Source organism: Edaphobacter aggregans DSM 19364 (genome assembly GCF_000745965.1).
Lineage (GTDB): Bacteria > Acidobacteriota > Terriglobia > Terriglobales > Acidobacteriaceae > Edaphobacter > Edaphobacter aggregans.
Genome location: NZ_JQKI01000126.1, coordinates 1 through 14120 on the forward strand (window position 1 = coordinate 1; position 14120 = coordinate 14120).

14 protein-coding genes are annotated in these 14120 nt (G+C 58.2%); 2 read left to right on the forward strand and 12 right to left on the reverse strand.

Annotated elements, in window-relative coordinates:
• On the reverse strand, positions 1–296 hold a 296-nt coding region (locus Q363_RS44730), incomplete at its 3' end, for a tyrosine-type recombinase/integrase (RefSeq protein ID WP_169747128.1).
• Positions 297–396: 100 nt separating this feature from the next.
• On the opposite strand from Q363_RS44730, the gene Q363_RS44735 reads away from it, so the two are divergent.
• Positions 397–549: a hypothetical protein gene (locus Q363_RS44735; protein ID WP_245632473.1), complete on the forward strand. Its 153-nt coding sequence runs from the start codon at positions 397–399 to the stop codon at positions 547–549.
• 245 nt (positions 550–794) lie between these two features.
• Here Q363_RS44735 and Q363_RS44740 read toward each other — a convergent pair whose 3' ends face one another.
• The 9 genes from Q363_RS44740 to ada all read right to left on the reverse strand — a co-directional run bounded on the left by Q363_RS44740 (position 795) and on the right by ada (position 11520).
• Positions 795–968 (reverse strand): hypothetical protein, encoded by a 174-nt coding sequence (locus Q363_RS44740; protein ID WP_245632471.1) that lies wholly within the window; start codon positions 966–968, stop codon positions 795–797.
• A gap of 351 nt (positions 969–1319) precedes the next feature.
• Positions 1320–2651, reverse strand: coding sequence for a H(+)/Cl(-) exchange transporter ClcA (clcA, locus tag Q363_RS25660; protein WP_211256345.1), 1332 nt, complete (start codon positions 2649–2651; stop codon positions 1320–1322).
• Positions 2652–2747: 96 nt separating this feature from the next.
• Positions 2748–4127 carry a TolC family protein gene (locus Q363_RS25665; RefSeq protein ID WP_035356515.1) on the reverse strand — a complete coding sequence of 460 codons (1380 nt, stop codon included), beginning with the start codon at positions 4125–4127 and terminating at the stop codon, positions 2748–2750.
• 21 nt (positions 4128–4148) lie between these two features.
• Positions 4149–5708 (reverse strand): MFS transporter, encoded by a 1560-nt coding sequence (locus tag Q363_RS25670; RefSeq protein ID WP_245632472.1) that lies wholly within the window; start codon positions 5706–5708, stop codon positions 4149–4151.
• Between the two features lie 80 nt (positions 5709–5788).
• On the reverse strand, positions 5789–6949 hold the full coding sequence (locus Q363_RS25675) for an HlyD family secretion protein (protein WP_051979320.1): 1161 nt from the start codon (positions 6947–6949) through the stop codon (positions 5789–5791).
• A 201-nt stretch (positions 6950–7150) separates the two neighbouring features.
• Positions 7151–8485, reverse strand: coding sequence for an NAD(P)/FAD-dependent oxidoreductase (locus tag Q363_RS25680; RefSeq protein WP_035356519.1), 1335 nt, complete (start codon positions 8483–8485; stop codon positions 7151–7153).
• Positions 8486–9009: 524 nt separating this feature from the next.
• The gene (alkB, locus tag Q363_RS25685; RefSeq protein ID WP_035356521.1) at positions 9010–9663 is read right to left on the reverse strand and encodes a DNA oxidative demethylase AlkB; all 654 of its coding nucleotides are present in this window, start codon (positions 9661–9663) and stop codon (positions 9010–9012) included.
• Positions 9664–9670: 7 nt separating this feature from the next.
• Entirely contained in the window at positions 9671–10444 is a 774-nt protein-coding gene (locus tag Q363_RS25690; RefSeq protein ID WP_035356522.1) for a 2OG-Fe(II) oxygenase, read from the reverse strand.
• Complete coding sequence (ada, locus tag Q363_RS25695) at positions 10441–11520, reverse strand: bifunctional DNA-binding transcriptional regulator/O6-methylguanine-DNA methyltransferase Ada (RefSeq protein WP_035356523.1); 1080 nt, start codon at positions 11518–11520, stop codon at positions 10441–10443. Before ada ends, Q363_RS25690 begins: the two co-directional genes overlap by 4 nt.
• A gap of 143 nt (positions 11521–11663) precedes the next feature.
• Between ada and Q363_RS25700 the strand changes: the two genes are divergently transcribed.
• A complete protein-coding gene (locus Q363_RS25700) occupies positions 11664–12050 on the forward strand; it encodes a DUF1801 domain-containing protein (RefSeq protein WP_035356524.1) in 387 nt (128 codons plus the stop codon).
• A 285-nt stretch (positions 12051–12335) separates the two neighbouring features.
• On the opposite strand, the gene Q363_RS25705 is transcribed toward Q363_RS25700, so the two are convergent.
• A complete protein-coding gene (locus Q363_RS25705) occupies positions 12336–12665 on the reverse strand; it encodes a hypothetical protein (RefSeq protein ID WP_035356525.1) in 330 nt (109 codons plus the stop codon).
• Positions 12662–13606, reverse strand: coding sequence for an arginase family protein (locus Q363_RS25710; protein ID WP_035356527.1), 945 nt, complete (start codon positions 13604–13606; stop codon positions 12662–12664). The genes Q363_RS25705 and Q363_RS25710 overlap by 4 nt, the downstream gene beginning before the upstream one ends.
• Between the last annotated feature and the right edge of the window lie 514 nt (positions 13607–14120).

A 14120-nucleotide genomic window follows, 5' to 3' on the forward strand; every position in this document is an offset into this window, starting at 1 on the left:
AGTTTCGCGTATTCACGAACGACCCACCAGACCGCTTTCTCACTGAGGCGGTTACCCCAAACGTGGCCGGTCCTGCTGACACAGCGGAAGATGATTCCAGTGTCGATACCGGCGATAGCAAGCCATGAGTCAATAGCCACCTTCACCCAGGCCGGGACGGGAACGGTACGGACGTGCCCGCCCTTTCCGAACAGGTCGACGATCGCCCAGTGGCCGTCTCGTTGCTGAAGATGGCTTACGGTGAGCCGAGTGAGTTCCGATCGACGTAGACCGCAGCCCAGGAGTACGGCCAACATCGCGTAGTTCCTTTTGCCTTTTACTGAAGCCCGGTCGGGAACGCCAAGCAGCTCTCTTCCCTTTATCTCGGTCACGCAGCAGTTCAATAGCACGACCTCGATGGGAAGACTGACATTGAGTGTGCTCCTGTCCTTTGCGCAGTTTGAGCGGGAGGTGATGGGAGAACGTATCCGGGATAAGATCGCTGCCTCGAAGCGCAAGTGCATTTGGATGGGTGGAGTCTGCCTATGGGCTATCGTCACCCTATCGTGAATCCAGAGGAGGCTCAACGGCAATTCAGGCGCCTGCTTGCCCAGCCAGTCGGCCAGTTCCTTTACAATTCCCTTCCCCCAGTCAGCATCGGTGACTGCAAAGACCTTCTTCTACGGCACTACGTAGTGTCGGTTGACCAAGGTGTGCGTATCGAGCGCCCATATGAATAATCTTGTGACCGCGAGTTCCTGGCATAAAGTAGAGCCACCAGCGCCAGACTTGTAAGCTGGCCGGGGTCCGTGTTCTCACTTGCTATCTAATGACGAAAGCCTCTGCATCATGGCGAACAGGAAGGCGGTGCTCAGCCCGAATAAGAGCCACCCGTTCAGCGACTCCATTGCGCCCATGAGGTGCCAGCGGTCTTCCAGCTGCAGGTTCGCGTGGCCATAGCTTGTAATCGCGTTCAGCGAGTAAAGCATTGCTACCTGATAATCAGGCAGGCTTTGAGAAATCGATACGCAAGCGCCCAGAGAGCGGCCTCCATTCCGTGCAGGGCCGCCGCCGACAAGGTCATGCCAGAGGTGATCGTGAGAAACCTGGCCCTGTGGTGGCGGCAAAGAACGGGATGGCTGAAAGCCCGAAGCGCCGTCTGCCTTACCATCCATAGGCCCGACGTGTGGATGAGGACAGTCAACACGGTCAATAGCAATCCCCATGCCCATTCGGCCACCCACGTAGAGTGCTCCGTTATAAAGAAGCTGGAAACACATCGGACGATCATGATTAACGCCCCCGTCAATCGAGCTCTTGACGACCGCCCTGTCCGTGCGTCAGTGGGACAGTTCAATTCCTGCGCGTCGGGCGGCGATGGCCCCTTCCCCTTTTGCCTGCCGTTCGAGCATGCGGCGTTTCAAGGTCTCATAGATCGGTTCGCTGTCCAGCATCATGGTTATCAACATCGCCATCAGCGAAGCCGAAAGGAGCGGGAGCGTGAGATCGCCACGTCCTGTCATCTCTACCGCCAGCACGATTCCAGTGAGCGGCGCGCGTACACAGGCGGTAAACAGCGCGGCCATGCCGACCACAGCACAGGCGAAGGGAGTGATACCCAGCGCGGGCAGGAAGTGGTTCAGCACCTCGCCAAAAAGCGCGCCGAAGGAGGCCCCTACCACCAGCATCGGCGCAAAGAGTCCTCCGGGGCAACCTGCGGCGTATGACCACGGGCCGATGGCAAAGCGCAGCAGGAAGATTCCTGCAAGAGCGGCAGTAGTGAATCGCTGTGTCAGTATTGCTTGGGTGAGGTTGTCTCCCCCGCCAATCATCGCCGGTGCAAACCACCCCACCAGTCCGACCACGGCCCCTATAAGCGCTGCACGTTGAACGGATGATACCCGGGCAAAGCGATCACAAAGACGAAGCAGACCGATAATGGTCGAGTTGTAGAGTGCACCACCGGCTCCCAGCAGCAAACCGAGAACGAGGAAGGGCCAGCCCTCCCACACGGTGGTCAGGCTGACCTGGCGGACCATGAAATCAAAATGATTGCCAAGAATCAGTCGCATGATCCACACAGCAAAAGTCGTGGCGGCAAGGGTGGCAACGAGCAGCCAGGGAGTGAAGCTGGACGTCAGTTCTTCGAACACGAAGACTGAGCCGCCGATGGGAGCATTAAAGGCGACTGCCAGACCAGCACCGGCCCCGGCCGCCTCAATTACTCGTCTATCCTCGTCCTGCTTCACCAGCAAGCCCGAGACCACACCGGAGAGTGAGGCGCCCATTTGCACCGTTGGACCTTCGCGACCGAGCGCCAGTCCGGAACCGATGGCCAGGAAGCCCCCGAAGAACTTAACGGGCAGAATGATGGAGGCGCGCAGCATCGGCTTGACCTCGCCGGCGAAGGTTGCTTCCACACGCTGCACGCCGCTGCCTTCGGCCTCGGGAGCGAACCTCGCCACCATCAGACGCGCCACAACTGCGCCAATAATTCCAAGCGCCACTGGTGCCAGCCATCCGAGATAAGGCCAGGCATGCGCCCAGACTACGAGGGCGTAGCGCAAATCGTCGGCTTTGCTCAGCAGGATACGGAAGGCGCTGCCAACCGCGCCGATCATCAGCCCGGTAAGAAGAGAGGCTACCGTGATTCGCACTGCACGGTAATCCAAAACTGCGGTGGCATATCCTCCGCCTCGCAGCACGAAGCTGATTCGGCGACGCATGGCGACGATGGCTGTCCTCCCTTTATGTTCCCTCTCGAAGCGCTAGCGTGGGATCTCTCCCATTGCGCGTTTCAGTTCGCCTTGTGCCAACGACAATCCCAAGTTCGCTTCGAGCAGAGAGGCTTTGGCCGAACTCGTCTTTGCAGCCGCCTCGGCGTGGGCGGAGGCGAGGGCCTTATTCTGCTCGACTTGGCGTTCTGCGACCCGGGCCGCTTCTGTTCGCGCCTTCAAGGCTTCCTCTGCCACTGTCACCAAGCTTTGCATCTGTTCAACCTTGTCATAGGCGATCTCAACCTGAACTGTGACCTCATCCTCCACATTGGTGAGATTGAGTTCCGCTTTGGAAAGCATTGTGCGCGATTCGTTGATCTCTGCGTTGCGGCGTCCGCCCTCGAAAAGGTCGTAGGTGAATATGACTCCAAAGGTGCCGAAATTGTGCACGAGGAACGGGATCCCGCTCTGATAGCTATGTCTGGCAAATATGCTCAGATCTGGGATAAATTTGTCTTTCGCTGCCGCCAGTCCCGCCTTGGCTTTTTCGACTGCCTGCTGGGCTGCTCGTATCTCGGGGCTCTGCTCGCGTGCGGTGCGGACGCACTCGTCGCGCGCGGGAATTGATGCAGCGGCAACGGAGGGCTCTTCCCTTAGCTGTAATTGTGTTTTCAACGGCAGGCCCAGCAGGTGATTTAGCTCAAGAGTCAGATCGCGGATCTGCAGGTTTTGCGTCAGGACCGTTTGTTTCGCGCCGAGCAGCGCCGCGTGGCTCTCCAACGCTACGACCTCCAGCGCGCTCCCCTGTTCGACGGAGCTTGTGTTCTCCCGGAGCTTTACCTGCGTCGCGTCCTCCTCTTGTTTTGCCGCCTCTCGCATTAGTTGGGCGATCAAAATTCCGTAGTATAGCTGTCTGACCTTCAGCGCGATATCATTTTGCGCCTGGTTTACCTGGATCTTCGCGGAGTTGATGTCGGCCGTGGCGGCGCGGTTTTCCTGGTGGATCTTGAACATCTGCGTCAAAGGCTGCGACAGTCCGGTGCCGCTGGTGTAGGCTGTAAACGTTCCCTGGCCGATGACCTCGGTCTTGGCGGGGATCGGCCCTGTGGTCCCGTAAACCCCGAGGGCCCCCTCCGGAACCACCAATTGCTGCAGCTCGGTCACATGGAAAGCAGTGGACTGGTTTGTTATCCGCGGAAAATAATCGGCACGAGCGATCTTTTTCTTTTGCTCGCTGTCGACGACCGCAAGTTGCGCCATCTTGAGGCTTCGGTTTTGTTTGAGGGCGAGATCGATGGCCTGTGACAGCGTCAACTCCATCGCAGGATTGCCTTGAGCGGACGCGATTCCCAAGAGGCCAAGATGCAATGACGCGCCGATAACGATGAGCATGAGTCTTGCCGAGGATCGTCGTTTCGGGTTCAGCTGCATATCGAGGTCCTTTCAGTTTGCTCAATCCGCCTTTGCGGCTGCTACAACCTTCCGGAACTGTGTTGGAACGCGCGACACGCACGCGACGACAATCAGACAGCAGGCAGCCGACCAGGCGGCCAGCGTGAAACTGTCCGTGATGGCGAGTGTGAACGCTTGCCGCCGCACCTGCAGATCTAAGATCTCTAAGGCTCTTCCGATCGCCATGTTGGCCCCAGTCGAATGGGGGTCCATTGCCGTACTCAATGAGAACAGGCGCTGCCGTGTCGCCGTGTCGCCCAGCTGCACTCCAAGACCCAAAATGTTCGAGTGGAATTGCTCGCGCACGGAGAGAAAGTGCACCATGAACGCGGTCCCTATCTGACCGCCGAAGAGGCGCACCGTCTGGAAGAACCCACCAAACGTCAGGCTGTCGAGCGGGTGCCTGAGGGCGCCGCTGTTAACTAACTCAAGTATGATGGCGCCCACCAAAGCGTTGAAGGCGAGCGCCAGACCAACGGACATGACCGCCTGCGAAGGCAAGAAGTTGGCGCCCGACCATGCTGAGGAAAGTTGCGCGTTCATCAGGCAGGCGACCGCTATCAGAGTGAAGCCTGCAGTCAGGATCAGCCGGGCGTCGATGTACCTCAGCAGATACATTGCAAGTAGCCCGAAGATGCACTGAGGCAGGCCTGCCCAAAGCATCACCGGCCCGGTTTGCAGCGGGAGATAGCCTTGGACGGCTCCGAGATAGTTTGGTAGCAACAAGAGCGTCGCCAGCAGGTCGAATTCGAAGAAGACTACGGTCAACCCGAGCAACACTATGTTTCGCCGCATGAGGAACTTTAAATTGACCAGCCCGTGTCGCAGTCTCAGGCGGCGAAAAAAGGCCGCCAGCAACAGAAAGAGTCCGGTAACGACCAACGCAATGATCGTCGCGGAGTTCATCCAATTCAGCCGCTGCCCCTGCGCGAGCGCTATATACATCAGCGCAAACCCGAGGCTCACATAGAAAAAGCCTTCCCAGCTCGGTTTGGGCTGTCCCTCTTTGGGTTTTGGCAACGGCTGCCAAGGGATGCCAAAGTAAATAAGCACCATCATGACTGGCGTGAGTACCGCGCTGTTCCAGAAGATCCAATGCCATGACAAGTGATTCATGTACCAGGCTTCGAGCGAAGTTGTGATGTTCAATGTAATGACAACGTCCATGGCGTACACCGCGATCCCCAGCAGTACATACTTCATGGGCAGGTTGCGCAGAACAATAGACAGCGTGAGTGGGTAGAATGTCCCCGCCGTAAGACCCGCAAACACCAACAGCGCCAGCATGATCGGCAAGCTTCCAGCAAATGGCAGGAGGACGCTGACGAGCGTGAACAGGGCCCCGCACGCCAGCAGTACCCGGCGCACGCCGAACAGACCGCCCAGATATACAGAGAATGGACCGATGAACATCATCGCGGCATTGAACGCCGTACCCAGCCAGGAGGCATTGTCCACACCGAGGTGCAAAGCGCCGCGCAAGTCCGCCAGACCCACGCTGAGCAACTGTCCGGCGCATTTTGAGATCATCGCCCCAAAGAGCACGCCGAAGACGCCCAATATCGGATGGGTCGTAACGGCTGAAGCGACTGTAGCGGACGCAGTAGGCGTCGATCGCGACGAAGAAGCAGGAGGAGTGCTCAAGATTGAGGGCCCTCCGCATTTGCATTCTTGTCCGAGGACCTTCCTGAAGCATGGATTGTCACCTCCGTGGACAGCCCCGGCCGCAACCTGCCTTGCAGCGGATGTCCCGGATCCAGCGCAATCTTCACTGGTATTCGCTGCACGACCTTGGTGAAATTTCCCGTGGCGTTGTCGGGAGGCAGAAGCGCAGACTGCGAACCGCTGGCCGGCGCGATCTGTACCACCTTCCCGTGCAGCACGACACCTGGAAAGGCGTCGATCTTGATGTCGGCTACATCTCCCTTTCGGATGTTGGTCAGTTGCGTCTCCAGGTAGTTGGCTAGGATCCACACGTCGCCCCTGACCAGCTCGACCATCTGCATGCCCGGCGTGACCAGCTGCCCTTCCTGCACATCGCGCTTGCCGACCTCGCCGTTGGCGGGCGCGGTGATGCGAGTGTAGCTGAGATTGACTTCGGCCACGGTGATTGCCGCCTTTTTTGCTTGAATGTCCGCCCTGTAGAGTGCGTCTCGGCTGTCGAGTGCGGCGAGCTCCCGCTTCTCGGCCTCGATCTGCACCCGGCTGCTCGTCAGCGCGGCCTGCGCCCGGGCCAAGTCACCCTGACGGCTGGCCAGCAGTCCAGAGTTGCTCTCCGCGTTCGCTACCGCGGACTGAAGCTGCTGCAGCGTCGTCGCCTTGGAGGCCAACAGCGCCTCCTGGCGTTTGCGCTCAAGTGCCGTCCGCTCGACGTCCGGCTGCGTGGAGGCAATGCCAGCTCGCGCGGTGCTGACCGCCGCCTCCGCCTCGGCGACCATCGCCTCCGCGCTTTGGATCTTGACTTCCTGGATTCTTTTCGCTGCCTGGTTGTCTTCGAGCGCCGCCTGCGATGCGGCTAGTGCCGCCTTTGCCTGCTCCACGATCGCGCGATAGTCGTCGTCGGCGATTTCAACCAGCACCTGGCTGGCTTTCACCGTGTCGAAGTCTTCGACCTTCATCTTCCGCACCGTTCCAGAGATACGGGTGCTCAACGGGGTCATGTCCGCCTGGACATAGGCGTCGTCGGTCCGTTGCTCGGCGCGACCGCCGAACCACGAGGTCCACCGGCCACTGATCACAAAAAACAATAGCGCGGCGACAACCAGAACTATCAACGGAATGACTGCCGCTCGTTTCGACATTGCTTGAGTCTCCTTTAAGGCCAATGATGCAAGACGTTACGGAAGACGCCGCCCCATCGCGCTAATGAGCACCGCGGTAAGAAGAGAGGCCACCGCGATTCGCACCGGACAGTAACCCAAAACCGCCGTGTCGTTCCTTCAGCCCAGCAGCACAAAGCTGATTCGGCGAGCCCATGCAGAAGGCTTTGTCTTCTCGGCGAGTCAACGGGCACTCTGCCCACTCATCGAAGGGAGATCCTCGCTTTCCGTTTTGTCCCAGTCGATGCGGCTCACATCGGCACGGTCCAATATTTGAATTGCCCGCGACCTGCCGAAATAGTCCCAGGCCCAATTAATGAAGGCTTCCACCCTCTCCCGGACACCTGACATCAGTAGCGCATGTACGCCAATCCACGCAGCAAAGGCGATGGGACCCTCGAGTTCATGCCTTTTCTTTCCGACCGCCGCCACCGCCGCGTTGCGCCCGATCATCGCCATGATTCCCTTGTCGTGATAGTGAAACGCAGTTCGAGGTTCGCTCGCGATCTCGGCCAGAATGTTCTTCGCGGCCCAGGCCCCACTCTGCTGTGCCACAGACCCCAGTTGCGGCAGGGACTCGTCTTCAGGGCTGGGAATATTCGCGAAGTCGCCCAATACGTAAACACCTGGGAAGCCATCAACCGTGAGGTCCGGCCGCACATCAATCCGTCCGCCATGCCCGCGCGGTAGCCCTGCACTTGCCGACAAAGGTGAGGCCGATAACCCGCCTCCCCAAATCACTGTGCGTGTTTGAATCGACGTGCCGTCGGAAAGTAGCACGTGATCGGGAGCCACTTCTTTCACTCCTATACCTAACCGAAGTTTGACCCCTTTCTTTTGGAGTACCCGTGAGGCATAATCGTGGGCCTCTTCTGAAAAGGCTCCCAGAAGAGCGTGCCCATGGTCGACCAGATAGACCTGTGCGTGTTTCACTGCGAGGTCGGTGTATTCGCGCGTCATGGTTAACCTGATCATGTCAGCCAACGACCCGGCCATCTCGACACCTGTAGGTCCTCCACCGACGATCACGAAATTTAGCGCACCTTGCTCTGCTAGTTTCGGTTCCCGGTCTGAGTCCTCGAAAACGGTTAGGATTCGGGAGCGCAACTGTTGGGCTTCTTGGATCGAATAGAGTGGAAACGCATTTTCTTTCGCACCGGCCGTGCCAAAGAAGTTTGCTTGCGATCCTGCCGCCAACACGAGGAAGTCTCCCTGGTAGCTCTTGCCGTCTCGGGTAGTCACCGTGCGTGTCTTAGGGTCGGCCGCGGTCACCTCTGCCATTTTCACTTCGACATTGGCACGGCGACGAAGAGAATGACGAAGGGAAGTTGCGATGTCGTCTGTACCTATCGCCGCCGTGGCAAGCTGATACAGCATGGGCTGGAACTGGTGATAGTTGTTCTTGTCAATCAGCGTGATCCGGACGTCATTCGTCTTGGCCAGTGCGCGAGCGCAAGCCAACCCGGCGAAGCCGCCGCCCACAACCACGACGTGCGCTTTTGGACCTTGTGCATTCAATGCATGACCTCCTCCCCAGTCGGCGTAACTATCACCGTGATTCTGGCTCACCTCGCAGTAAAGCGGGCGTTGAAGGCTATGGGCCTTGAAAGGCCGTGTGGAGGCTCATTATCTGATCCGCAACTTAACCTGTCAACCATCAAAAGTGATAGGTGACCCGACCTTTAGCTTCGAATGTGTTGGTCGAACTGACTGTCGGTTTCAGTATTACGTCTTGATGACGTGGACATACCCGAACAAAATTGTCATGAAGGGTAATTCAAGAAGGACGAGGGATGAGCTTGAGCCACGGCCCAAGCTCATCAGCGCCCTAGGATTAGCAGAGCTTTAGTTGCTGGCCGATGTCGCCAGCGTACGCCCAGCCGCACGTCGCGCGTCGGTCACATGGCCGCGATGCATGGTCTGATGGCATTAGTAGTGGGAGTTGGTGGCTTATTTCTTGCTGTTGCCGGATTGAGATTTTCAAAATTGATTGAAATATAGAGGACGGGCATCAAGACGACCAAAGTCTTCTCCCTTCCTGCCTAAGCTGCCTTACGGAAGGTGAGATTGACGCGATATGCGCCCACCGATGGATGGGCGCCCATCTTGAGGGGCATCACGCCATGGTACCGTAGCCGCGCCGGGTCGCCCCAGACCACCACATCACCGTGGGCGACGGGAACCCGAATCGTCTTGTCGGCGCGCTCATCTCCTCCGAATAAGAACACAGCTGGGAGGCCGAGTGAGACAGAGACGATTGGCTGACCGAAGTCACGTTCGTTTTTGTCCTGATGCAGAGTGAGCCTGGAGCCTGGTTCGTAGCGATTGACGAGACACGCATCGGGGGCGAATGCGGGAAAGCCAGCCTCTTTTGCCGCAGTGGTGGCCAATTCCATGAAACAATCCGGCATTTGCGGCCAAGGTCTTTGACTTTCAGGGTCATTGGCGTCGTAACGATAGCCCGATCTGTTCGTCACCCAGCCGAGAGCGCCGCAGTTGGTCATCGCTACGGACATGCGAAATCCTGCAGGCGTGACCATGTGACGGAACAATGATTTCTCGACCACTCCGTCCAATGCTTTTAGCAGCGCGACCTCGGCAGGCAAGGCGAAGCCATGCAGGATCGCAGTGCCAGGCCCAAGGCTGTCATTCGAGAGCTCGTGTTCCGAGATTTCTCCAAAAAGGTTCAACGTCATCGCGCTCCTATGTAGCGTCGTGGAAGATGATGCCCGCTGTATGACGCCGTCCTGAGCGCAGTCGGCTGACGCCATGCCGCAGGTTGACCCGATACGTGCCGCGCGTTCCCTGTACCGGACGATGATGTACCGCGAAGGCCACAGCGTCACCTTGGCGCAGCGGAACCACCTCTGGCCGCGACTGCATGCGAGGACGTTGTTCGGTAAGTACGAATTCGCCTCCGGTGAAATCCCTTCCCGGCTCCGACAACAGGATAGCTACCTGTATTGGGAAGACATGTTCACCGTAGACGTCCTGGTGCAGACAGTTGTAATCACCTTCGCCATATTGCAGAAGCAATGGCGTGGGTCGGAGCTGTCCTGCATTATGGCATCGTTGGAGGAATTCGTGGTGCTTGTCGGGATAGCGTACATCGATGCCCATAGCGATATTCCAGCCGTTGGCGACAGGTGCGAGACGCGAATAGAGCGCCGTCCGAAGCTCCTGAATCACCTGGGGCAGCGGATAGCTGAAGTATTTGTACTCACCGCGCCCAAATCCATGTCGCCCCATGACAACACGGCTGCGAAAGAGGCCATCCTCTGGATACACGCCGGCAAGTGCCTGGCATTCCTCGCGAGATAGAACGCCTGGGAGCAGCGAGCTGCCCTGCTCGTCCAATTCTTTGCCGATACGCTGCCAGCCGAGAGGGTCGACGCGTGGTACGGCTTCCTCGGGCGTGAATTCCCCCGCATCTCTGTTCGTGCCGGCGGCGGTCACATCGGTGAAGAGGGTACTCATGCGTGGGCCTCCCGGTCGAGAAGTACACGTTTTCGTTCCACTCCCCAGCGATATCCTGAAAGAGCGCCGTCGTTCCTGATAACACGGTGACATGGAATTGCAACAGCCAGCGTATTAGCTCCGCAGGCCTGGGCCACTGCCCGAACTGCCTTTGGCATGCCGATCTGCTTGGCGATGTCCGCGTAGCTTGCGGTCGAGCCTACAGGTATCTGTTGCAACGCCTTCCACACTCGCTGTTGGAATGCGGTGCCCCGGATGTCGAGAGGAAGATCGAGGCCAACACCTGGCTTTTCGATCAGACCGACCACCTTTGCGACCAGGTCCTCATAGCGACTTTCGTCACCGATTAGGTTCGCTTTCGGAAATTGGTCTTGCAGGTCGTGAATCAACAGGGCCGGATCTTCGCCGAGGAGAATGCAGCACACTCCACGCTCGCTCTTGGCCACCAGGATCGACCCTAGCGAGCATTCGCCGATCGCGAAGTGGATGTCCGTGTTAGCGCCTCCTGCGCGGAAGTTCGACGGGGTCATACCTAATACCGCATTGGATGTCTCGTAGAAACAACTGTTTGAATTGAACCCGGCGTCGTAGATCGCATCGGTTACCGACTGATTATTGCCTAGCTTTGCGCGCACCCGGTGTGCGCGATGTGCTGCCGCGTAGCCGTTCGGAGTCAGACCGGTCACGGCTTTGAAGGTCCGGTGAAGGTGAAAGGCACTCATCCCGGCATATTCTGCTAGTTTGTTAAGACTCGGCGACTCCTCCGACGTCTCGATCATTCGGCATACCTTCGCAATCGTCGCCGCGTGCCGCTTTGCCAGGGAAGGCTCCGTCGGCTTGCATCGCTTGCAGGGGCGGAAGCCTGCTTTCTCGGCTTCCTCGCAGGTCCCGTGGAACTGAACATTCTCAGGCCTCGCCAGGCGGGCGGCACACGACGGACGGCAATACACTCCGGTCGTCTTTACAGAGTAGTAAAACGTGCGGTCCACAAGTGCGTCGCGTACTACGATCAATGCCCAGCGTGGATCGTTCTGTGTCGCTTTGGCCAGCTCAGCGGTTCTCGTTGCTCTGTTCATATGCCTCTCCTTACCGTTCTCGTTATTGAGAGGCTACCGAGAATTCGTCTCCGAAACACTCCGTTTCTTGCTCTCAAATTCATCTGAACCAGGCACGCATAAATTCGAGCGTAGGGAGGAGTGTCTTATCGGCGAAGCTCGAGGTGTCGACCAGGGTCCATGGAATCTCAGATCCCGCCATCGATGCGTGGATGAAAGAGCATGCAGCTGGATTGGGAGCCATCGCGCATCAGTGGTTTGAGGTAATGCGAAAACGTGGGGACGAAGTCCGGGAGCTTTTGCATGACGACTGTCCGGTTGCATGTTTGGGAGATGCGCCCTTCGGCTACGTCAATGTATTCACTTCGCACGTAAACGGGGGGTTCTTTCACGGCGCAGCGCTCCCGGATCCGGCCCGCTTGTTGCAAGGCACCGGCAAGTTCATGCGCCATGTGAAGTTGAGACCTGGAACGGCCACAAATGCCGCAGCACTAAGCGGGCTCATCGATGCAGCGTACACGGATATAAAGGCGCGCACCGAAAACGGCTAGCTCAGAGAAACCCCTTGGGAGGCCGACGCGGATGTGAATCGCAGCTGATCGTGGGCGGATAACCGGTAACCCGCACCTTGCCCGCACTGGCTGATCGGGCGCATAACGGAAGGGTTGCCGACCATCCGGGAGTTGGCGGAGTAGTGGTAAAGCTACGGCTTTACCTCAGGTAACCGACTCCGAATGCGTTGGCTAGCCACGCAATTGCTTCGGCAACGTCCGACGGATGCGCGGCTGCAGAGTATCGGTCGGCCGAAGCAATTTTTCAGTATCCATTGCATAGCCCTACTCACTGCGTAATGGATCGGGCGAGGTCTCCGGGTATACTTCGTAGTGCCGGACGCGGGCCTCCATTTCAATCAGATAGTTGGAGTCGAAGTCATAGTACTTGGCCACGCCGTAATCGTCCCCAGCGAAACGCTTGATGGCGTCGGTGTCGTCCCAGAACGTCAGCATCTCGAAATGAGTTACTTCTGCCTCTGTGCGGCACAAACACCACGCGCCACGATTTCCGCGCGTCGCCAGATACTCGGGCAGCGCAACCCTCCGCATGAGGTCTAGGTATTCATCCCCCTTCGAAGTGGGAACCATTCCGTGCCATATTCGAGCGATCATGAGGTCCTCGTATCAAGCGAGCGGATGCTAAGGAGCAGATTCTCCAGCAAAGTAACAAGTCTGGCGGCGCATGTTCGGTCAGGGTCAAGTCCAGGGTCGTAAATAGTGACTTCAAGGCCGAGTGCTTGCGGATGGCAGACGAGCGGAGTCAGAAGTTCCACCACTTCGTTGATCGTCGGGCCGCCCGGTTCGGGCGAATCCACCGCCGGCATGACGGTTGGATTGATGACATCGGCATCCAAGTGAATCCAAAACCCTCGCAGTTCCTTGCTCGACCCAGATGAGGTAAGCGATAAGAGTGCTGCTGCTGCAACGCCGGCCACGCCGCGATCAGTCAGCGCAGCCCCGGGAATGTCTAGAATCGAAGACGCAGCAAGCGCCGCGTGGCCGTACCATGGCTGGGCAGCGTCGCGCCGACCGATCAGAACGACATCCTTGCCATGCACGAGAGGCTCGCCACCTGCGAGCCGAGCCAAAGGAGTCTCGCCGCGACCGACAGCAAGGGCGAGGCACATGCTGGCCACTGAACCGGTGCGAGACTCCTCGGGCGTCGCGAAGTCAGCGTGGGCGTCGACATAGACAAGACCCACCGGTCCTTGCGCGGACCGGCGCGCTCCCAAAAGGCATCCGAGCACGATGCTGCAATCACCACCGAGCACGACTGCAAAGCGGCGGTCGCTGGTTGCCGCCTCTACCCTCTCACCGAGCATCCGGCAATAAGCAGTGACTTCAGCTTCGTTCCGCGCCCAGCCCGGTGGACGGACGTAGTCCCGATACGCGGGCGGAATAACATCGCCCAGATCGCTGGCACCCAAGTGTTGCACTAGGCCAAGCTCACGTAGAACTCCCGGGGTCCGATTAAGCTGCCTGGTTTCGCCGTTGTCGTAGGGACGGATGCCGATGCTCGACGGTGCGCCTAGGATTGCGATGCTACGGCTCATGGATGAACTCCCATCCTCACCATCAAACCTTGGTTAGACGGTGAGGCAATGTGATAATACCAATCGCATCTCCTCTAGTCAGGGATTGATCGCCAGACCAATACCAATATCGATGCTCGGAGAGGTCCGCTGACACCCCGGAGATTTGCTCATGGGAGTTGTAAGCTCCATTGGAGCGCTCCAATGGTTCCGGGCGGATGACGGGCATCCATGTAAGTTTTTGTCAACAGAAAAGCACAGGATTTTCTGGGCGCGCTCAGGAGAGCGCGCTATCGGTTTGATCAGAATCTGCCGTTACGCAACAGTGCCTCTCGGCTGGTGGTTCCTGCTCTCTGCAGAACCGGACATCCATTTGCTGTCTGAGACTCCAAAGAGTCCGCACAGAAGATTGAGTTTATGTTCTCTGCCAGTCCCGAAACAAACCGAAGGGAGCCTCGGGAGTTGCCTCCGTCGCTCAGCCCGTCACCTGCGGGACCTGGCAGCCTGCGCACCGGATGATCCTGATATTTTTCCT